This window comes from Pseudomonas mosselii, from assembly GCF_005796105.1.
GTDB lineage: Bacteria > Pseudomonadota > Gammaproteobacteria > Pseudomonadales > Pseudomonadaceae > Aquipseudomonas > Aquipseudomonas mosselii_C.
The window spans coordinates 89,153-109,533 of the sequence record NZ_VAUO01000006.1 but is presented as its reverse complement, the minus strand read 5'-3'; the positions used below and the strand labels follow the sequence as shown (position 1 = coordinate 109,533).

Sequence of the window (20,381 nt, the reverse complement as noted above, 5' to 3'; positions counted from 1 at the left end):
TACGTCGACCTCAGCGCGCCCGCTTGCCCGGCAGCGGGGCGAACAATGCCTCGATTTCCTCATCGCCCAAGCGCCATTGCCCGGCCTGGCCGCCATCGAGCAGGCCGGCCGCCAGGGCTGCCTTTTCCTGTTGTAGCTGCTGGATTTTCTCTTCTACCGTGCCCCGGGTAATCAGTTTGAAGACGAATACCGGCTTGTTCTGGCCGATGCGATAGGCGCGGTCGGTCGCCTGGTTTTCGCTGGCCGGGTTCCACCACGGATCATAGTGGATCACGGTGTCGGCGGCGGTGAGGTTCAGGCCGGTGCCGCCAGCCTTGAGGCTGATCAGAAATACCTGGCTGTCACCGTGCTGGAAATGCTGCACGGGCGCGCGGCGGTCGCGGGTGTCGCCGGTCAGCAGGCTGTAGCGAATGCCGCGCTTGATCAGCTCTGCCTCGATCAACGCCAGCATCGACGTGAACTGCGAGAACAGCAGCACCTTGCGTCGTTCGCTGAGCAGTTCGTCGAGCATCTCCAACAGGCTGGCGAGTTTGCCCTTGTCAGCGAAATTGCCCTTGGTCTCTTCGCCTTTGACCAGACGTAGATCGCAGCACACCTGGCGCAGCTTGAGCAGTGCGTCGAGGATCACGATCTGGCTGCGCGAGGCGCCATTGCGAGCGATCTCGTCGCGGACTTTCTTGTCCATCGCCACCCTTACCGCTTCGTAGGTGTCACGCTGGGCATCACTGAGTTCGACCCAGTGAATCATCTCGGTCTTGGCCGGTAGCTCGGTGGCGACTTGCTCTTTGGTGCGGCGCAGCAGGAAGGGGCGGATGCGGCTGGCCAGGTGCTGAAGACGCTCGCTGTCGCCGTGGCGTTCGATCGGGGTGCGGTAGTCCTGGCTGAACCGCTTGCTGTCGCCCAGCCAGCCGGGCATGAGGAAGTGGAAGATCGACCACAGCTCGCCCAGGTTGTTCTCCATGGGGGTGCCGGTCAGACACAGCCGTTGGTGCGCTTCAAGCGCGCGCAGGGCCGTGGCCGCCTTGCTGGTAGCGCTCTTGATGTTCTGCGCCTCGTCCAGCACCAGCAGGTGCCAGGGCTGGGCCTTGAGGTGATCCAGATCGCGTGGGGCCAGTGCGTAGGTGGTCAGCACCAGATCGTATTCGGCGAGCCTTGCGAAATGCTTGCTGCGGCCTGGGCCGTGCAGGGCCAGCACGCGCAGGTCAGGGGCGAAGCGCTGGGCCTCGTCGAGCCAGTTGGGCACCAGGCTCGTGGGCATCACCGCCAGTGCCGGATGGGTGAGACGGCCGGCTTCTTTTTCCAGCAGCAGGTGGGCGAGGGTTTGCAGTGTCTTGCCCAGGCCCATGTCGTCGCCGAGGATGCCGCCAGTGCCCATTTCGCGCAGGGCCTGCAACCAGTTCAGGCCCTGCTGCTGGTAGGGGCGCAGGGTGGCATTCAGGCCTTTGGGCGGCGTCACCTGTATATCGCGGGCATCGCGCAGGCGTCGGCCCAGGTCGCGCACGTGGGCGCCGCCTTCCCAGAGCAGCGGCAGGCCGTCGATTTCGTTCAGGCGTGCCGCGTCGGCGCGTTCCAGGCGCAGGCTCGGGCCCACGGCGTCTTCGTGCAGGTACAGCTCGCCAAGGGTGCCCATCACCGCCTTGATGCGGCCATAGGGCAGGGCGACGCGTAGCGCCGGGGCCTCGTGGCGGGTGCGGTTCAGATCCAGCAGCAGGTGTTCGTCGTCACTGCGCCGGGCCAGCTCGCTGGGTCGCAGCAGCTCGGGGCTGGTACGCAGCAGTTGCAGCACGATGGGCAACAGGCTGTGGCGCTGGCCTTCAACCACGATGCCCAGTTCCAGGTCGAACCATTCGTGGCTGGGAGCCTCGGTGATGTTGGCGTACCAGTCGTCTACCTCGTGCAGGTTGAACGCGAAGTCGCGGTGCACCTCCACCACCCAGCCGGCCTCGCGCAGGGCAGGCAGACCTTCACGGGCAAAGCGCAGCCAGGCCTCGTCATCGGGCAACTGGTGCATCTCGCCGGCGCTGTCGGGCAATGCCTTGCTCTGGCGAGTGGCAGGCTTGAAGCCGTGTTCGCGCAGTACCTTGCGCAGCGCCTGTTCGGCCTGGGGCTGGCGGCGGATGCGCTGGCTGGTACTGCCTGCCAAACGGGTCAAGGGCTTGTCGTCGTTGCTGCTGGCGCGCAGGCCGTCGTAATCGAACGCCAGCGCGGCGCGGTGCTGCATCTGCCGTTGCATGCGCCCGGTCTTGGGCATGTAGGCGCTGAATTCGACGCTACCCAGGGTGAGGTGGGCAACGGGCAGGACGCCGTCGATGAACTGCTCGTCCAGGGTGGTCGGGGTCGGGAGGTGGTGATTCAAAGCATTGAGCTTGTGGCTGAGGGGCACGATCAGGTGTTCGGGAACAACCGGCGCCAAGGTCAGTTGCTGGGCGATGTGCGGGTCGAGGTCGTGGCCGACCTTGCCCACTTCGTTGGTGAGCACGTCGAAGTAGTACAGCGGCAGCAACGCCAGTACGCAGGGCAACGGCTCTTTTGCGCTGTACCAGAGGCCCCGGTAGCTGCCGTTATCCAGACGCACCCAGCGAAAGTCGGCCGCGCGTAGCGCACCCTGGCGTATCAGTGGCAGGTCTTCGTCGAAGAACAGGCGTCCGGTATCCAGTGCGCGTTGCAGCAGCTCACCGCCTTCCTGGCCCTTGAGCGGGTAGCCGCGCTCGGCGCCGCTGGGCAGGTTGAGCGCCGATAGCAGGCGCAAGATGCGGGTGTCTTCTTCCTGTACGAAACGTGGCGGTTCGTAGAGCAGTTCGTAGAGCGACTGCACGCGACTGTAGCGTATGCGGTCTTCTTGCTGGGTGCCCTTGCGCACACGCAGGGCGTAGCCGTCGTCGGTGAAGCACAGCTGGTAGCAGACCATCCGTCCGCGTTTTTCTTCGCGCCCGCTCGGCGGCGCTGCCGGTTGTTCGAGGCCGTTGAGCCAGCGCTGCAGGTCAGCCGGAAGGGCGTCGCCTTGGCTGGCCTCGGGCGTCGCGCCTGCGCTCAGGCAATAGAGCACCGCCGCACAATGCTTGCAGTTGTAGCCAACCGGACAACTGCAACGCCCGTTGACCTGGCAGTGGCGCCCCTGAATGCGTAACTCGATGTGCTGCTGGTAGTGCTGGCCTTCGCTGCCACGGCAGTGCGCTTCGATATGGGTGACACCGCAGGCGTTCAGTTCGACGCGGTCCTGCTGCGCGTAACGCTCGCCGCGTTGCAGGGCGGGCCCGGCGAACGAACGGGTCCAGCCAGGATGCTCGCCCAGCAGCTTATGCACCTCGGCCTGACTCACTTCACTGCTCCATCATCTCCGGATCCATTACCGGCACCTTGCGCATGCCGGCAGGGGTTACCTTGAGCAACACGGCCAAGTGGCCACCGTCGAGGAAGGTCAGTTGCCCGGCCTTCATGTTGCTGTTGCTCTGCCTGAACTGCTCGCTTTGCAGCACGCTGCCGTTGCCGTCGAGCTGGTTGACCCAGAAATTGGCTTCGACGCTGATGAAGCGGCCTTCGGTAATGCTCAGGTTACCTTCGATCGGGAAGTGGCCGAACTGTTCCTCGCCGCTGCCTAGGGCGATGCGGCTTGGCTCGCTGCCGACCTGCTGCTGCCAGGCCTTGTGCAGCAGTACGGTGTAGCTGGGCGTGGCCTGCAGGCGGGTGATTTCATCGTCCAGCATCGGCGGGCGCTCGGCGGCCTTTTCCAGGCGCGGCGCGCCTGCGCTCCAGTTTTCCGGTGCGAACGGGCTGGTGACGGCCTGCACGGCGTTCTGCCGGACCAGGATCATTTCCACCTGATACGGGCCCTCGGCGAAGGCGGCTGGCGCGAAAAGCGCCAGCAACAGGGTCAGATTACGGATGGCACGCATGCAGCTTCCTTAGTTCGTTTGGGGGGTCAGGCGCTCGAACAGCGCCTCCAGAGTATTGAAGCGTTCTTCGGGGCGTTCCATCGGCACCAGGAAACGGAACTGGGTCGCGCCTTCGAACTTGTAGCGTTTGGGTTGGCCCTGGATCAGCTTGATCAGGGTCAGTGGATCGACCGGGGTCTCGGCTTCGAACTCCAGCTTGCCGCCGTTGGGGCCGGCATCGACCTTCTTGATGCCGAGCTTTTCTGCTTGCAGCTTGAGCTGCGTCAGGCGCATCAGGTTCTTGGACGGCTCAGGCAGCAGGCCGAAGCGGTCGATCATCTCCACTTGCAGGTCCTTGAGGCCTTCTTCGTCGGTGGCTGAGGCGATGCGCTTGTACAGGATCAGTCGCGCATGCACATCGGGCAGGTAGTCTTCGGGGATCAACGCCGGCAGGCGCAGGTTGATCTCCGGGCCGCCACCCAGCGGCTGCTCCAGGTTGGGCTGAGTGCCTTTGCGGATTGCCTTGACCGCGCGTTCGAGCATTTCCATGTAGAGGGTGAAACCCACGGCCTGGATCTGCCCGCTCTGGCCTTCGCCGAGCAACTCGCCGGCGCCCCGGATCTCCAGGTCGTTGGTCGCTAGCACGAAGCCTGCGCCGAGGTCCTGGGTGTTGGCGATGGCTTCCAGGCGTTTCTCGGCGTCGCTGCTGATCTGTTGGCGCGGTGGCGTCAGCAGGTAGGCATAGGCCTGGTGATGGCTGCGCCCGACCCGGCCGCGCAGCTGGTGCAACTGGGCCAGGCCGAACTTGTCGGCGCGCTCGATGACGATGGTATTGGCGCTGGGTACATCGATGCCGGTCTCGATGATGGTCGAGGCGATCAGCACGTTGAAGCGCTTGTGGTAGAAGTCGCTCATGACCTGTTCGAGTTCACGCTCGCGCATCTGCCCGTGGCCGATGCCGATGCGCGCTTCGGGGACCAGTTCGGCCAGGTCGGCGGCGCATTTCTCGATGGTCTTGACGTCGTTGTGCAGGTAGTACACCTGGCCGCCGCGCAGCAGTTCGCGCAGCAGCGCTTCCTTGATGGTGCTCTTGTTCTGCTCCATGACGAAGGTGCGCACCGACAGGCGGCGAGCCGGTGGGGTGGCGATGATCGACAGGTCGCGCATGCCTGCGACGGCCATATTCAGTGTGCGCGGGATCGGCGTTGCGGTCAGGGTGAGGATGTCCACCTCGCTGCGCAGGGCCTTGAGCTGCTCTTTCTGACGCACACCAAAACGGTGCTCTTCGTCGATGATCGCCAGGCCCAGGTCCTTGAAGCGCACATCGTCCTGCAGCAGCTTGTGGGTGCCGATGAGGATATCGATCTTGCCTTCGGCCAGCTCGGCGGCGGCATTGGCGACCTCCTTGGCGGACTTGAAGCGGCTCATCACCTCGACCTTGACCGGCCACTCGGCGAAGCGGTCGCGGAAGCTGTTGTAGTGCTGCTGCGCGAGCAGCGTGGTGGGCACCAGTACCGCCACCTGGCGGCCGCTGTGTACGGCAATGAAGGCTGCGCGCATGGCCACTTCGGTCTTGCCGAAGCCGACATCGCCGCACACCAGGCGATCCATTGGCTTGGCCGCCAGCATGTCGAGCCGGACCGCCTCGATGGCGGCCTGCTGGTCGGGGGTTTCTTCGAACGGGAAGCCGGCGCTGAAGGTGGCGTAGTCGGCGGCCGGATCGGCGAACGCATAGCCTTTGCGTGCGGCGCGCCGGGCATAGATGTCGAGCAGTTCGGCAGCGACGTCGCGCACCTGTTCGGCGGCTTTGCGTTTAGCCTTCTGCCAGGTTTCAGAGCCCAGTCGGTGCAGCGGTGCCAGGGCATCGTCGCTGCCGGTGTAACGCGCGATCAGGTGCAGGTTGGCCACCGGCACGTAGAGCTTGGCGCCCTCGGCGTATTCCAGGGTGAGGAACTCGGCGACCTGGCTGTCGATTTCCAGCGTGGCCAGGCCCAGGTAGCGGCCCACGCCGTGGTCGATGTGCACCACCGGCGCGCCTTCGCGCAGTTCGGTGAGGTTCTTGATGACCGCATCGTTGGCCGCCTCGCCGCGCTTCTCGCGGCGTCGGCGCTGCATCACACGTTGGCCGAACAGCGGGCTTTCGGCGATCAGTGCGAGGGCCGGATCGTCCAGCAGCAGGCCGTCGTCCAATGGCGCGATGGTGATCGCCAGGCGCTCCTTGCCGGTGATGAAGTCGGCCCAGCTGTCGACGCTTTTCGGGCGCAGCTTGAGGCGTTCGAGCAACTCCAGCAGCACCTCGCGACGGCCAGCGGATTCGGCGGTGAACAGCACTCGGCCGCCGAACTGATCGAGGAAACTCGACAGCTCTGCCAGCGGTTGGTTGGCCTTGGCCTCGATCGCCAGGTTCGGCAAGGCGCGCGCCGGAAAACGCTCGCGCCCCGCGCCAGGCTCGAGGTCTTCGGCACTGACCACCACACGCGGCCACTGCTTGAGGCGGGCAAAACAGTCCTCGACCGGCATGAACAACTCTGCCGGTGGTAGCAGGGGGCGGCTGAGGTCGCCACGGCGCTCCTCGTAGCGCCCGCGCACGTCGTTCCAGAAGTGCTCGGCGGCTTGCTCGACGCCTGGCAGCGAAAACACCTGGGTGTCGGCGGGCAGGTAGTCGAACAAGGTGGCGGTTTCTTCGAAGAACAGCGGCAGGTAGTACTCGATGCCGGCAGGGATGATGCCGCTGGTCAGGTCCTGGAAGATCGCGCTGCGGCGGAAGTCGACGTCGAAGCGTTCGCGAAAACGCGCCTTGAAGCGCGTCACTTCGTCCTTGTGCATCGGGAACTCGCGCGCCGGCAGCAGGCGTACCGAGTCGACTTTGTCGATCGAACGTTGAGTTTCCGGGTCGAAGGTGCGCAGGGTCTCGATCTCGTCGTCGAACAGATCGATGCGGTAGGGGGCCTTGCTGCCCATCGGGAACAGGTCGATCAGCGCCCCGCGCACGGCGAACTCGCCATGCTCGTAGACCGTATCGACGCAGCGATAGCCGCTGGCTTCCAGGCGCGTGCGCATCTGTTCGACGTCGATTTTCTGGCCAACGTCCAGTACCAGGCTACTGCCCAGCAGGAAGCGCGTCGGGGCCAGGCGGTGCAGGGCGGTGGTCACCGGCACCACGAGAATGCCGTGGTCCAGTTCCGGCAGCCGGTAAAGGCTGGCGATGCGCTGCGAGATGATGTCCTGGTGCGGCGAGAACAAGTCGTAGGGCAGGGTTTCCCAGTCGGGGAAGGGCAGCACCGGAAGCTCGGGTGCGAAGAAGCGCAGCTCCTGTTCCAGGCGATCGGCGGACTGACTGTCGGCCGTCAGCAGCAGGGTGAAACGCCCGGCGCTGTTGGCGGCCTCGGCGATGGCCAGGCTCAAGGCGGCCCCAGGCAGGTTGCCCCAGGTTTGTTTGCCGGCCGTGGCCGACATTTGCGGTAGGCGCAGAACTGACACGGGAGATTGGACTCCAAGCGTTGCGGCAAAGAGACCGATTGTACCGGTGACGGCGCGCGCTGTCAGGCTAGAAAGGGCCTGATGGCGGGGGTTGTGGCCGACGACAGGCGCTCATTGCCCGATACGCCGCGGGGCGTCATAATGTAGCCCCTTTTTTGTTCCCCTACATGTGGAAGGTTACCGTGACTCAGAAGCCCGACCAGTGTCTTGGTGAGTGGATCGATCGTGAAGCCCTGGCTGAAGCGATGATCCCGCTTATCGGTCAGCTCTACCGCAACAATAACGTGGTGAGCTCGATCTATGGCCGCAGCCTGATCAACCGTTCGGTTATCTCGATCCTCAAAGCGCACCGCTTTGCCCGTCACCGTCAGGCTGACGAAACCGAACTGTCCGTCCACGAGACATTCCCGCTGCTCAAGGCCATGAGCGAGCTGAAACTGGGCGCCGCTTCGGTCGACCTGGGCAAGTTGGCCAACAAGTTCAAGGCCGAAGGCAATGGCCGCAGCGCCGAGCAGTTCGTGCGTGACGAACTGGTCGATGTCGTGGGTCAGCAAAACGTTTCCGCACGCAAGGGCACCGACGTCGTGCTGTACGGCTTCGGCCGCATCGGCCGCCTGCTGGCGCGCATCCTGATCGAAAAAACCGGTGGTGGCGACGGCCTGCGCCTGCGCGCCATCGTCGTGCGCAAGGGCGCCGAGAACGACCTGACCAAGCGCGCCAGCCTGCTGCGCCGCGACTCGGTACACGGTCCGTTCGATGGCACCATCGTCATCGACGAAGCCAACAACACCATCACCGCCAACGGCAACCTGATCCAGGTCATCTACGCCAAGAGCCCGAGCGAAGTCGACTACACCCAGTACGGTATCAACGATGCCCTGATCGTCGACAACACCGGTGTATGGCGTGACGCCGACGGCCTGGGCCAGCACCTGGCCTGCCCGGGCGCTGCCCGCGTGATCCTCACCGCACCTGGCAAGGGCGCGCTGAAGAACATCGTGCACGGCATCAACCACGGCGACATCACTGCCGATGACAAGATCATCTCGGCGGCGTCCTGCACCACCAACGCCATCGTGCCGGTGCTCAAGGCGATCAACGACCAGTACGGCATCATCAACGGCCACGTCGAAACCGTTCACTCGTTCACCAACGACCAGAACCTGATCGACAACTTCCACAAGGGCAGCCGTCGTGGCCGCGCCGCGCCGCTGAACATGGTCATCACCGAGACCGGTGCTGCCACCGCCGCTGCCAAGGCGCTGCCAGTGCTCAAGGGCAAGCTGACCGGTAACGCGATCCGTGTTCCAACGCCGAACGTGTCGATGGCCATCCTGAACCTGAACCTGGAAAAGGCCACCAACCGCGAAGAGCTGAACGAGTACCTGCGCCAGACCGCCATGCACTCGGACCTGCACAAGCAGATCGACTACGTAAGCTCCCAGGAAGTCGTCTCCACCGACTTCGTCGGCTCGCGCCACGCCGGTGTGGTGGACGCCGAGGCGACCATCTGCAACGACAACCGTGTTGTGCTCTATGTCTGGTACGACAACGAGTTCGGCTACAGCTGCCAGGTCGTGCGCGTGATGGAAGACATGGCGGGTGTGAACCCACCAGCGTTTCCACGCTGATCCGCTGCTGATACGTTGAGCAAACGGGAACCTTCGGGTTCCCGTTTTTTTTGCGCGCACCGCTGTGACGTCGGTGCCTGCCGTTATTGATTGCAGCCGCTGGCGGGTGTCGACCTCGGATGACTATCGGCAGTATTTCAAGGACAATGGCCGGCGCTTTTCTTGCGCCGTCGGAGCCTGACGGATTGTTGTGGCAGGGGTGACCCGCAGCGGGGGTGGCTTCGTCTCCCGTAGCACGCCTGCATTCGAACGGGCGGTGAAAGGCGAGTGAAAGGCAACCCACGGATGATCGCCGCCAGGGAATCGGTGGAACCATATGTAGTGCAGGCAACATTGGCCTACGACGCGACCAAGGGTTAATGTGCGCGGCGTTCACGCTTGATTAGACTGCACCCGAATTTTTTCATGGCGCCCCGGCGGCATGATCGCGCACCGCGAGCCACCGTGACTCGCGGGCCAGTTCTGAAGGAGTACGCATGGCTGTCTATAACTACGACGTAGTGGTGCTGGGTTCCGGCCCGGCCGGAGAAGGCGCGGCAATGAACGCCGCCAAAGCAGGGCGCAAGGTGGCGATGGTCGACAGCCGTCGCCAGGTCGGCGGCAACTGCACCCACCTTGGCACCATTCCGTCCAAGGCGCTGCGTCACTCCGTGCGGCAGATCATGCAGTTCAACACCAATCCGATGTTCCGAGCCATCGGCGAGCCGCGCTGGTTCTCCTTCCCGGACGTGCTCAAGAGCGCCGAGAAGGTGATCAGCAAGCAGGTTGCCTCGCGGACCGGTTACTACGCCCGCAACCGCGTCGATGTGTTCGTTGGCACCGGCAGCTTCGCCGACGAGCAGACCGTCGAAGTGGTCTGCTCCAACGGGGTGGTGGAAAAGCTCAATGCCAAGCACATCATCATCGCGACCGGTTCGCGCCCTTACCGTCCGGCCGACATCGACTTCAACCACCCGCGTGTCTATGACAGCGACACCATCCTCAGCCTGAGCCACACCCCGCGCAAGCTGATTGTCTACGGCGCTGGAGTGATCGGTTGCGAATACGCCTCGATCTTCAGTGGCCTGGGCGTGTTGGTGGAACTGGTGGACAACCGTGGCCAGTTGCTGAGCTTCTTGGACTCGGAAATTTCCCAGGCCCTGAGCTATCACTTCAGCAACAACAACATCACCGTTCGCCACAACGAAGATTACGAGCGGGTCGAAGGCCTGGACAATGGCGTGATCCTGCACCTGAAATCGGGCAAGAAGATCAAGGCCGACGCCTTGCTGTGGTGCAACGGCCGTACCGGAAATACCGACAAGCTGGGTCTGGAGAACATCGGCATCAAGGTCAACAGCCGTGGCCAGATCGAAGTGGACGAGGCCTACCGTACCAGCGTGCCGAACATCTACGGTGCTGGCGATGTGATCGGCTGGCCGAGCCTGGCCAGTGCTGCCCACGACCAGGGCCGTTCGGCGGCCGGCAGCATCGTCGACAACGGCAGCTGGCGCTTCGTCGATGACGTGCCGACGGGGATCTACACCATCCCGGAAATCAGCTCGATCGGCAAGAACGAGCAGGAGCTGACCCAGGCCAAAGTGCCGTACGAAGTCGGCAAGGCGTTCTTCAAGAGCATGGCCCGGGCGCAGATCGCCGGCGAGCCGCAAGGCATGCTGAAGATTCTGTTCCACCGCGAGACCTTGCAGATCCTCGGCGTGCACTGCTTCGGCTACCAGGCATCGGAGATCGTGCACATTGGTCAGGCGATCATGAATCAGCCGGGCGAGCTGAATAACCTGAAGTACTTCGTCAACACCACCTTCAACTACCCGACCATGGCCGAAGCCTATCGGGTAGCTGCCTATGACGGTCTGAACCGGCTTTTTTGAGCGGCTCCGGCCGGTGGCCTGAGCCGGTCGGGGAGACCGATTTCAGCCCTACCCGAGGGTGGTCTTGGCCAAACCGGGAAAGTCTGTAATCAGGCTGTCCACGCCAAAATCAGCGAGCCGGCGCATCAGTGCCGGTTCGTTGACCGTCCACACCGACACGTGCAACCCCTGTTTCTGTGCCTTGATCAGGCGTTCGGGGGTACACAGCGTCCAGTTCAGTGCCAGCATTTCGCACTGATAGTTCTGCGCGACCTTCAGTGGGTCGAGCCAGGCGTATTCAGCCACCAGTCCACGTTTCACATCCGGCACCAGTTCGAGCGCGGCACCCAGCACCTCGCGGGAGCTGGAGGTGATGGTGATCTTGTCGAGCAGGCCATGCTGCTGGGCCAGTTCACGAATCGCCAGCACTGTGCTGGCCGCGCGTGTGCGTGAGGCGCTCTTGACTTCCAGTTGCCAGTGCTCGAAGGGGCATTTTTCGAACAGTTCTTCCAGCCGTGGAATCGGGCAGGGTTGGACATGCCCCGGCCCGCCTTTGCGCGCGTCATAGCTGGCCAGGTCGGCGGCGGTGTGCTCGACCACCTTGCCGCGTCGTCCGGTGGTGCGCTTGAGGGTCGGGTCGTGGATCACCATCAGCTCGTTGTCGGCTGACAGGTGCAGGTCCAGTTCGCAGCGGGTCACGCCATGGGCGAGGCACTGGCGGAAGCTGGTCAGGGTGTTCTCGGGGGCTTCGCCCTTGGCGCCGCGGTGGCCGTAGATCAGGGTCACGTTCGTTCCTTCAAGTTCAGGTAATGAGGCTCAGGGGGCCGGGTCGTTCTGTTCCAGGGCCTGGCGTCGCTGTTGCTGCTGGCGCTGGAGGATGTAGCGGGCCAGCAACTGGCGCTGGGCGTCGGTCATGTCGATGAATTCGGTGCCCACCTCGAAACGTCCGTCGGCGCGCGCGTCGCAGTGCGTGACCTTGCCGCGCAGCAACAGGCCGTGTGCCCGAGGCATCAGTACCATCTTCACTTTGACTCGGGTGCCGGGGGCGATCGAGCGCGCCTGGGCGAATTCAATGCCACCTTCGGAGATGATCACCGGCACCGGTGCGCCGATCTCGCCGATCAGCGTGTGGGCCACTACCGAGCTGAGCAGGTCGAGGCGTTTGTTCTGAGCGCGCAGGAAGGCGGCCAGGGTGCGGTCTTTTTCGCTCAGCTGGCGCAACAGGTGCTGCGATTCGAAGTCCGACAGGTGCAGCTCGCTGAGCAGGTTGAACAGCGGGGAATCATCCTGCAACAGTTCTGTTTCAAGGGCTTCGGCCGCGCTCAGAGGGCTGATTTGAAGTGCGATCCGATCTTCGATGCGGTAGTATTCGCGGCGATCTTCTTCGTCTAATGTCGTCATGGCGAACCCTAGGTTACGGCGGTGGTCCGAGTGTAAAGCCGCCGTAAGCGCCTCGCCACAAGGACGTTCCCTTTCATCCGAACAAGCCCCGACATGTTCAGACCTCTTTTCGTATTCATTGGTACGCGTTACACCCGTGCCAAGCGTCGCAACCATTTCGTATCGTTCATTTCGCTCACCTCGATGATCGGCCTCGCCTTGGGCGTGGTGGTGATGATCGTGGTGCTGTCGGTGATGAACGGCTTCGACCACGAACTGCGTACCCGCGTGCTGGGCATGGTCCCTCACGCCACGTTGGAGACCGGCCAGCCGATCGACGACTGGCAATCCCTTGCCTCTCAAGTAAAGCAGAATCAGCAGGTGCTGGCGGTGGCGCCGTTCACCCAGATGCAGGGCCTGCTCACGCACGATGGCAAGGTGCAGAAGGTGCTGCTCAATGGTGTCGATCCTGTACGTGAGCGCGATGTGTCGATCATCGACAACTTCGTGCTCAAGGGCGGGCTCGAGGCGCTGGCGCCGGGCGAGTGGGGCATCATGATTGGCGACAAGGCGGCGCAGAAGCTGGGCGTGACCGTGGGCGACAAACTGACCTTCATCGCCCCCGAGGTGAGCGTCACTCCGGCCGGGATCTTCCCGCGCATGAAGCGCTTTACCGTGGTCGGTCTGTTCCATGTCGGGGCCGGTGAAATCGACGGCTTCCTGGGCTTGACCAATATCTCCGACCTGTCCCGCCTGCACCGCTGGAAGCCCGACCAGGTGCAGGGCCTGCGCCTGAAGTTCGAGGACCTGTTCGAAGCCCCGCGTGTGGCCTATGCGATCGCCCAGCGGTTGGGCGAGCAGCAGTTCTACCCACGTGACTGGACCCGCACCCAAGGCAACTTGTACCAGGCCATTCGCATGGAAAAATCCATGATCGCCCTGTTGCTGCTGATGATCGTGGCCGTTGCCGCGTTCAACATCATTTCCACCCTGGTCATGGTGGTCAACGACAAGCGTGGCGACATCGCCATCCTGCGCACCCTGGGTGCGACTCCGCGGCAGATCATGGCCATCTTCATGGTTCAGGGCACGGTGATCGGCGTGGTCGGCACGGCCATCGGCGCGGTGCTGGGCATTCTCGGCGCGCTGAACGTCAGCGCCGCGATTGCCGGTATCGAGACCCTGATCGGGCACAAGTTCCTCAATGCCGATGTGTACTTCATCGATTACCTGCCGTCGCAGCTTCAGGCCCAGGACGTGTACATGATCTGTGGGGCGGCATTTGCCCTGAGTTTCTTCGCAACCCTCTATCCGGCCTGGCGCGCTTCGCGCACCCAGCCTGCGGAGGCGCTACGTTATGAGTGAGTCGCGCATGAGTGATAAAGCCGTGTTGAGCTGCCGCAACCTGGGCAAGAGCTACGACGAAGGCCCGGAGTCGGTGCAGGTGCTGTCTGGCCTGAACCTTGAGCTGCATCCCGGTGAGCGGGTCGCTATCGTCGGCAGTTCGGGGTCGGGCAAAAGCACCTTGCTCAACCTGCTGGGCGGGCTGGACACCCCGAGTACCGGCAGTGTCTGGCTGGCCGGTGAAGAGCTGTCGGCGCTGGGCGAACGTGCCCGTGGCCTGCTGCGCAACCGAGCGTTGGGCTTCGTCTACCAGTTCCACCACTTGTTGCCTGAGTTCACCGCCCTGGAGAACGCCTGCATGCCGCTGCTGATCGGCAAGACGTCGATCAGCGAGGCGCGCGAACGTGCCGAGGGACTGCTCAAGCGCGTGGGGCTCGGGCACCGCTTGCACCATAAACCAGCCGAGCTGTCGGGCGGTGAGCGCCAGCGCGTGGCCATCGCCCGTGCCCTGGTCAATCGTCCGGGCCTGGTGATGCTCGACGAACCCACCGGCAACCTTGACCATCACACCGCCCAGGGCATCCAGGAACTGATGCAGGAGCTGTCGAATCGTTCGCAGACCGCTTTCCTGGTGGTGACCCACGACCTCAACCTGGCGCGCCAGATGGACCGCGTGCTGCGCCTGGAAGACGGTCGCCTGATCGCGATCTGAGCCGCTTGCGCGGGGTGCGCTGAGCGCGCCCCGTTTCACTATTTCATTGGGTGTTCCTGTTCATGTTCAGACCCTTGCCCTTGTTCATCGGTGCTCGCTACACCCGTGCCAGGCGCCGCAACCACTTCATCTCGTTCATCTCCTTGACCTCGATGATCGGCCTGTCGCTCGGCGTCGTGGCGATGATCACGGTGCTGTCGGTGATGAACGGCTTCCAGCGCGAGATGAGTTCACGGGTGCTGGGGTTGGTGCCGCACGCTGCGATCCTCGGCGTGCAGCCGCTGGATGACTGGCGCAAGGTGGCTGCCGCCGCCGAGGCCAATCCGGCGGTGATCGCCACCGCGCCCATCACCGAAATGGAAGGCATGCTTTCCTACAGGGGGGCGATGCAGCCGATCCAGGTGGCTGGCATCGATCCCAGCGAAGAGCCCAAGGTGTCCATCGTCGCTCAGCACATCGTCCAGGGCAGCCTGCAGAACCTGGTGGCAGGCGAGTACGGGGTGGTGATCGGCGAGTTGACTGCACGGCGCTTTCGCTTGAATACCGGCGACAAGCTGACCCTGATCGTACCCGAACTCAGCAGCGAGCCGGGCGGCATCACCCCGCGCATGCAGCGCCTTACGGTGGCGGGCATCTTCAAGGTCGGTGCGGAACTCGATGGCTCGCAAGCCTACATCCATATCGCCGATGCCGCGGCGATGCAGCGCTGGGCAGCGGGCCAGGTGCAAGGTGTGCGCCTGAAGCTGCAGGACCTGTACGCCGCGCCACAGGTGTCCAAGGCGATTGCCGCTGGGTTGGGCGAGGGCTACCGCGCCGATGACTGGTCGCATACCCAAGGCAGCCTGTTCAGCGCGATGAAAATGGAAAAAACCATGATCGGCCTGTTGCTGCTGATGATCATCGCGGTCGCCGCGTTCAACATCATCGCCACCTTGGTGATGGTAGTGAACGACAAGGGCGCGGACATTGCGATCCTGCGTACCCTCGGTGCCACGCCGGCGCAGATCATGGGCACGTTCATGGTACAAGGCAGTCTGATCGGCATTGTCGGTACGTTGATCGGTGGAGTGCTGGGGGTGCTGTTGGCAATCAATGTGAGCGAGGTGGTCGGCTGGCTGGAGCGGGTCAGTGGCCGGCACATCTTTACCTCCGACCTCTACTTCATCAGCAGCTTGCCGTCGGACCTGCAAGTGGGCGATGTACTGCTGATTTGCACGGCTGGTCTGATCATGAGCTTCCTGGCGACGATTTACCCCGCCTACCGTGCTTCGCAGATCGAGCCGGCGATGGCGTTGCGTTACGAGTAACCCGCTCACGTCCCTGTTGGCGCGGGCTTGCCGGAATATTGGAGCACGGCGAAGGGCTGCAAAGCAGCCCTGGTCATACGGCTCCAGGTAGTTCGATCACGAACCGCGTCCACCCCTGTGCACACGTCGCGCGAATGCTCCCTCCGTGCGCCTGCACGATCGAGCGGGTGATCGCCAGCCCCAATCCTGCATGCTCGCTGTTGCTCACCTGGCGCGACGGGTCTACCCGGTAGAAACGGTCGAACAGGCGCTCCAGCAGCGCAGGCTCGATGGCCGGCCCGGTGTTGGCTACGCAGATGCGCACCCCATCGTCCAGTGTCACGCGGATCTCGCCACCCTCGGGGGTGAAACGCAGGGCATTGTCCAGCAGGTTGGACAGCGCGCGGCGCAGCATATGACGGTCGCCCTGCACGTGCGCCGTACCTTCGCGGCGCAGCCGCACCGCGGCCTCCTCTGCCAGCGGCGCGTAGAACTCCAACAGCGCATCGGCCTCGCTCGCCAGGTCCAGCGGCTGGCGGGTAGGGGTGATCAGTCCGTGGTCGGCCTTGGCCAGGTAGAGCATGTCGTTGACCAGTTGCGCCATCCATTGCAGCTCTTCGAGGTTACTGTGCAGGGCTTCGCGGTAATCTTCCAGGCTGCGCGGGCGGGTGAGGGTGACCTGGGTGTGGGTGAGCAGGTTGGACAACGGTGTACGCAGCTCATGGGCGATATCGGCGCTGAACGCCGATAGGCGCTGGAAGGCGTCGTCCAGGCGTTGCAGCATGGCATTCACCGTGCCTGCCAATGCCGCGAGTTCTTCGGGCATTTGTGCCTGCGGCAGGCGTGTGGTCAGCGAGCGGGCGTTGACGCTGGCCGCTACCTTGCCCATCTGGCGCAGCGGCTTGAGTCCGCGACGTGCGGCCCAGGCCCCGAGCAAGGCGGTGGCCAGGGCAGACAGCCCGACGGTCAGCCAGATCAGGCGCTGCATGCCCTGTAAGAAATGCTGGTGATGGGTGATGTCGAGCAACAAGGTCAACTGCGGTGTGCCGGGTTGGCTCAGGCTGCGGTAGTCGGTGTCGAGCGCATGCAGCGTGGCAAGGCCTGTGGGGCTGGGCGCGTCGGGCAGGCCGGGGCGGCTGGCGAACCATAGCGTGCCATCGCTGCCGCGCACTTGCAGCGCCAGGTCGGACTGATGGCTCAGCTCGCCCAGCACTGCTGGCAGGCGGGCGGACAACTGCGATGGGGTGTGGACACCGTCGAGCAGGCTGCGCATCACTGACAGGCGTGCACTGAGCAACTGTTGATCGAGTTCGATGAAGTGTTGGGCGCTGGCATGGCTGAACAGCAAGCCGGCACCCAGCGACACCGTGGCGGTGCAGGCTGCGAACAACAGGGCCAGGCGGCTGGCGAGCGACAGGCGCGGCATCAGTCCTGGCGCTCTTCGAGGACATAGCCCATGCCGCGTACGGTGTGGATGAGCTTGAGCGGGTGCGGATCGTCGATCTTCAGGCGTAGGCGGCGGATAGCCACTTCGATCACATTGGTGTCGCTGTCGAAGTTCATGTCCCACACCTGCGAGGCAATCAGCGACTTGGGCAGCACCTCGCCCTGACGGCGCAGCAGCAGTTCGAGCAAGGCGAATTCCTTGGCGGTCAGGTCGATGCGCGTGCCGTTGCGTTCGGCACGGCGGCGGATCAGGTCCAGGCGCAGGTCTGCCAGGCTCAGGCAACTGTCCTGGGTGTTGCTGGCGCCGCGCCGTAGCAAGGTGCGTACCCGGGCCAGCAACTCGGCGAAGGCAAAGGGTTTGACCAGGTAGTCGTCGGCGCCCAGCTCCAGGCCGTGGACGCGGTCTTCGATGGCGTCGCGGGCAGTGAGAAATAGCACCGGGGTGCCTCGTCCGGCCTGGCGCACGGCTTGCAGGATCTGCCAGCCGTCGCGCCCTGGCAGCATCACATCGAGTATCAGCAAGTCATGGTCGCCGGTCAGCGCCAGGTGCTGGCCGGTGTCGCCGTCGGCGGCAAGTTCGATGGCAAAACCTGCTTCGCTCAGGCCTTGGGCAAGGTACTGGCCGGTCTTGGCCTGGTCTTCGACGATCAGTAGTTTCATCAGGGCTCCAACGGTGCCAGCCTGCGCGAGCGCATCGTGCCAGGGATGATACGCGACGATCTGCCTGCTCAGCCAAGCTGACAACGTTGTAATCTGCCTGTCAGCCAGTTGCCAGCCAGCCCCCGTGAAAATGGCGGTATTCCCTGCATGATTCGGAGCCTGCGATGAAACACCTGTTCTTCACTACCGCCCTCGCGCTGGTCAGCCTGCCGAGCCTGGCCGACACCTTCGCCTTCGGCGAGCCTGCGCCTGCGGCCAAGGCTACCCGCACCGTCGAGGTGGTGCTCAAGGATATCGCCTTCGAGCCCAAGGCGCTGACGGTGAAGGCGGGTGAAACCGTACGCTTCGTGCTGATCAACCAAGGCCAGTTGCCGCATGAGTTCAACCTGGGTGACAAGGCCATGCATGCCGAACATCAGAAAGAGATGCTGGCCATGCAGGGCAAAGTGTTCAGTGCTGGTATGAACCATGAGGGCATGGACCACGGCACTATGGACCATGGCCAGATGAAAGCGGGCGATGGGCATGCTCATGGTGCTGGCAATACCGTGCTGGTGCAGCCCGGCCAGCGTGCAGAGCTGACCTGGACCTTCCGCAAGTCCGCGCCCATCGAGTTCGCCTGCAATGTGCCCGGACATTACCAAGCCGGCATGGTCGGGCCACTGAGCATCGAGTGAGCAGCGCTCCAAGGCGGGGCGCAAAACCGGTAGACTAGGGGTTATTTCGAACCTTCAGGTCAGTTTCCATGCATCCCGCCGCCGAACATTCCCCGCTGGGCAAGTCCAGCGAGTACATCGCCACCTACTCCCCCGAACTGCTGTTCCCCATCCCGCGCCTGGCCAAGTGGGCGGAATTGGGTGTCAGCGGTGATGCGCTGCCGTGGCAGGGTGTGGATTTCTGGAACTGCTTCGAGCTGTCTTGGCTGTTGCCCTCGGGTAAGCCCGTGGTGGCCATCGGTGAGTTCGCCATTCCCTGCGATTCGCCGAATATCATCGAGTCGAAGTCGTTCAAGCTCTACCTCAATTCGCTGAACCAGACGGTGTTCGCCACCGTCGACGCGCTCCAGGCATGCCTTGTCGAAGATCTGTCCAAGGCGGCGGGCAAGGCGGTGGCGGTCAAGCTCAGCAGCCTGGCCGAGGTCCAGGCCCAGGGTGTAACGGCCTTGCCCGGCCTGTGCATCGATGCGTTGGATGTGAGCATCAGCAACTATACCCACCCGCAACCGGAGCTACTGCGCTGTGCTCCCGATCGGCTGGTGGAGGAAACCGTTCACAGCCACCTGCTCAAGTCCAACTGCCCGGTCACCGGCCAACCGGACTGGGGCAGCGTGGTGGTCGAGTACAAGGGGCGGGCACTTGAGCATGCTAGCTTGCTGACCTACCTGATCAGCTTCCGCCAGCATGCCGATTTTCACGAGCAGTGCGTCGAGCGCATCTACCTGGACTTGAAGAACCTGCTGCAACCGGAGCACCTGACGGTGTATGCGCGGTATGTGCGCCGCGGTGGCTTGGACATCAACCCGTACCGCAGCACCGCGCCGATCAGTCCGCAGAACCTGCGTCTGGTGCGTCAGTAAATAGAAGGGTGGGGGCGCGTGCGGCCCCCTGTGAGGTCGGTAGGTCAGATCCCCATGCTGTGCAGCGAGTTGGCGATGCTGCGCAAGGTGGCGGTGAGGTCGGGGTGATCGGCCTCGAAGCGTTCGATGGCCAGGTTGACGCCATCCACCAGGTTGTTATCTGGCGTGGCTTCTTCGAGCTTGAGCTGGGCCTCTATCTGCCGGGCTTCTTCGTGCAGGCTGGCCAGCTCCGCGTCCGTCAGCGGCACGTTGCGGTCCAGTTGCTCGCGCAGGCTGTTGAGGCGTTCTTGCAGTTCGCGGGCAGGCATTTGTTCTTACTCCATCAATGGCTTGGCAAGGCATGGACCTCAGCGAAGCGGTAAAGGTTCTTGCCTGTCTTGTAGCGTAATCCACCTGCCGCGGCTTTGCATGACCGGTATCAATGCCCCCTGTATCAGGGTTTTTCGCCTTTGTGCCAACGTAGGGCGATGTCCGCCAGGCAACTGTCGAGTGCCTCCAGATGGTCGATAACCGAATGCACACCGAGGCTGTACAGCGCCAGGGTGGCTTTGCCGCGCGCAAGCTCCTGTGCCTGTGCCGTCATGGCTTGCGCTGGGGTGCAGGCCGCCAGGCCCACCGTCCACAGCCCGGCATTCAGGGCTGATTGCAACATCAAAGGATCGCCACTGACCAGTACACTGCCTGCCACGCGTGGGCTGTCCAGGGTCATCAGCGCGTGCCAGCAGGCATTCGGGGCGGGCCCGGCAGGGGCGCTTTGGCCGGGCAACCAGTCGGGCAGTACTCGGGCCAGGCGTTTGCCTTGGGCCGGGCTGAGGTCGTCGAGCCATATGCAGGGCACCTGGCGCGCGCGCAGGCTGGCCAGCGATGCCAAGGCGCCGGGCAGCGGGTTGCCATGCGTGGCGTGGACCAAGCAGCCGCGCAGGCTGAATAACACAGCGGTGAAGGCGGGTGCGTCGTGCATGGTCACTTCCCTGAAATACATCCCAGGCTAGCCAGGGATTGTGACTGGGCGATGACGCAACGGTCGTTCACAAAATGTTGAGCAACGCTGTGGGAAGCTATCAAACGGCGAGCAAGCCATTATACTGGCGGCTTGACCTGCAGTAGCGAAAGGCCGCTGCACACGTGAATCCCGATGGAGAGA

At 63.6% G+C, this 20,381-nt stretch carries 16 protein-coding genes; 7 read left to right on the top strand and 9 right to left on the bottom strand.

Annotation, left to right across the window (positions count from 1 at the left end; translation table 11 throughout):
- Nucleotides 1-10: 10 nt before the first annotated feature.
- The 3 genes from FEM01_RS14300 to mfd are packed head-to-tail and all read right to left on the bottom strand — an operon-like array spanning nucleotide 11 to nucleotide 7,352.
- On the bottom strand, nucleotides 11-3,319 hold the full coding sequence (locus tag FEM01_RS14300) for a DEAD/DEAH box helicase (protein WP_138220142.1): 3,309 nt from the start codon (nucleotides 3,317-3,319) through the stop codon (nucleotides 11-13).
- Nucleotide 3,320: 1 nt separating this feature from the next.
- On the bottom strand, nucleotides 3,321-3,893 hold the full coding sequence (locus tag FEM01_RS14295) for a CsiV family protein (RefSeq protein WP_138220141.1): 573 nt from the start codon (nucleotides 3,891-3,893) through the stop codon (nucleotides 3,321-3,323).
- A 9-nt stretch (nucleotides 3,894-3,902) separates the two neighbouring features.
- Nucleotides 3,903-7,352, bottom strand: coding sequence for a transcription-repair coupling factor (mfd, locus tag FEM01_RS14290; RefSeq protein WP_138220140.1), 3,450 nt, complete (start codon nucleotides 7,350-7,352; stop codon nucleotides 3,903-3,905).
- Between the two features lie 167 nt (nucleotides 7,353-7,519).
- Here mfd and FEM01_RS14285 point away from each other — a divergent pair, with 167 nt between their 5' ends.
- Together FEM01_RS14285 and sthA are read left to right on the top strand one after the other, a co-directional pair.
- Nucleotides 7,520-8,983: a glyceraldehyde-3-phosphate dehydrogenase gene (locus tag FEM01_RS14285; protein ID WP_138220139.1), complete on the top strand. Its 1,464-nt coding sequence runs from the start codon at nucleotides 7,520-7,522 to the stop codon at nucleotides 8,981-8,983.
- A gap of 476 nt (nucleotides 8,984-9,459) precedes the next feature.
- Nucleotides 9,460-10,854: a Si-specific NAD(P)(+) transhydrogenase gene (gene sthA / locus FEM01_RS14280; RefSeq protein WP_138220138.1), complete on the top strand. Its 1,395-nt coding sequence runs from the start codon at nucleotides 9,460-9,462 to the stop codon at nucleotides 10,852-10,854.
- Between the two features lie 48 nt (nucleotides 10,855-10,902).
- Here the strand turns inward: sthA and FEM01_RS14275 are convergent, their stop codons facing one another.
- The gene (locus FEM01_RS14275; protein WP_138220137.1) at nucleotides 10,903-11,619 is read right to left on the bottom strand and encodes a glycerophosphodiester phosphodiesterase; all 717 of its coding nucleotides are present in this window, start codon (nucleotides 11,617-11,619) and stop codon (nucleotides 10,903-10,905) included.
- Between the two features lie 30 nt (nucleotides 11,620-11,649).
- The gene (locus FEM01_RS14270; protein ID WP_138220136.1) at nucleotides 11,650-12,234 is read right to left on the bottom strand and encodes a PilZ domain-containing protein; all 585 of its coding nucleotides are present in this window, start codon (nucleotides 12,232-12,234) and stop codon (nucleotides 11,650-11,652) included.
- Nucleotides 12,235-12,327: 93 nt separating this feature from the next.
- Here FEM01_RS14270 and FEM01_RS14265 point away from each other — a divergent pair, with 93 nt between their 5' ends.
- The 3 genes from FEM01_RS14265 (at nucleotide 12,328) to FEM01_RS14255 (ending at nucleotide 15,576) form a co-directional block, all read left to right on the top strand.
- On the top strand, nucleotides 12,328-13,578 hold the full coding sequence (locus FEM01_RS14265; RefSeq protein ID WP_138220135.1) for a lipoprotein-releasing ABC transporter permease subunit: 1,251 nt from the start codon (nucleotides 12,328-12,330) through the stop codon (nucleotides 13,576-13,578).
- A 7-nt stretch (nucleotides 13,579-13,585) separates the two neighbouring features.
- The gene (lolD, locus tag FEM01_RS14260) at nucleotides 13,586-14,269 is read left to right on the top strand and encodes a lipoprotein-releasing ABC transporter ATP-binding protein LolD (RefSeq protein WP_171030965.1); all 684 of its coding nucleotides are present in this window, start codon (nucleotides 13,586-13,588) and stop codon (nucleotides 14,267-14,269) included.
- A gap of 62 nt (nucleotides 14,270-14,331) precedes the next feature.
- Nucleotides 14,332-15,576, top strand: coding sequence for a lipoprotein-releasing ABC transporter permease subunit (locus tag FEM01_RS14255; protein WP_138220133.1), 1,245 nt, complete (start codon nucleotides 14,332-14,334; stop codon nucleotides 15,574-15,576).
- 73 nt (nucleotides 15,577-15,649) lie between these two features.
- Here the strand turns inward: FEM01_RS14255 and FEM01_RS14250 are convergent, their stop codons facing one another.
- Both FEM01_RS14250 and FEM01_RS14245 read right to left on the bottom strand, forming a co-directional pair.
- Nucleotides 15,650-16,984, bottom strand: coding sequence for a heavy metal sensor histidine kinase (locus FEM01_RS14250; protein WP_138220314.1), 1,335 nt, complete (start codon nucleotides 16,982-16,984; stop codon nucleotides 15,650-15,652).
- Nucleotides 16,981-17,661, bottom strand: a complete 681-nt coding sequence (locus tag FEM01_RS14245) for a heavy metal response regulator transcription factor (RefSeq protein WP_138220132.1) — start codon at nucleotides 17,659-17,661, stop codon at nucleotides 16,981-16,983. The genes FEM01_RS14250 and FEM01_RS14245 overlap by 4 nt, the downstream gene beginning before the upstream one ends.
- Nucleotides 17,662-17,825: 164 nt before the next feature.
- Between FEM01_RS14245 and FEM01_RS14240 the strand changes: the two genes are divergently transcribed.
- Together FEM01_RS14240 and queF are read left to right on the top strand one after the other, a co-directional pair.
- A complete protein-coding gene (locus tag FEM01_RS14240; protein WP_138220131.1) occupies nucleotides 17,826-18,338 on the top strand; it encodes a cupredoxin domain-containing protein in 513 nt (170 codons plus the stop codon).
- 68 nt (nucleotides 18,339-18,406) lie between these two features.
- The gene (queF, locus tag FEM01_RS14235) at nucleotides 18,407-19,237 is read left to right on the top strand and encodes an NADPH-dependent 7-cyano-7-deazaguanine reductase QueF (protein ID WP_138220130.1); all 831 of its coding nucleotides are present in this window, start codon (nucleotides 18,407-18,409) and stop codon (nucleotides 19,235-19,237) included.
- Nucleotides 19,238-19,281: 44 nt separating this feature from the next.
- Here the strand turns inward: queF and FEM01_RS14230 are convergent, their stop codons facing one another.
- A complete protein-coding gene (locus FEM01_RS14230) occupies nucleotides 19,282-19,545 on the bottom strand; it encodes a DUF4404 family protein (protein WP_138220129.1) in 264 nt (87 codons plus the stop codon).
- 125 nt (nucleotides 19,546-19,670) lie between these two features.
- The gene (locus FEM01_RS14225) at nucleotides 19,671-20,198 is read right to left on the bottom strand and encodes a phosphonoacetaldehyde phosphonohydrolase-related protein (RefSeq protein ID WP_138220128.1); all 528 of its coding nucleotides are present in this window, start codon (nucleotides 20,196-20,198) and stop codon (nucleotides 19,671-19,673) included.
- Nucleotides 20,199-20,381: the final 183 nt, after the last annotated feature.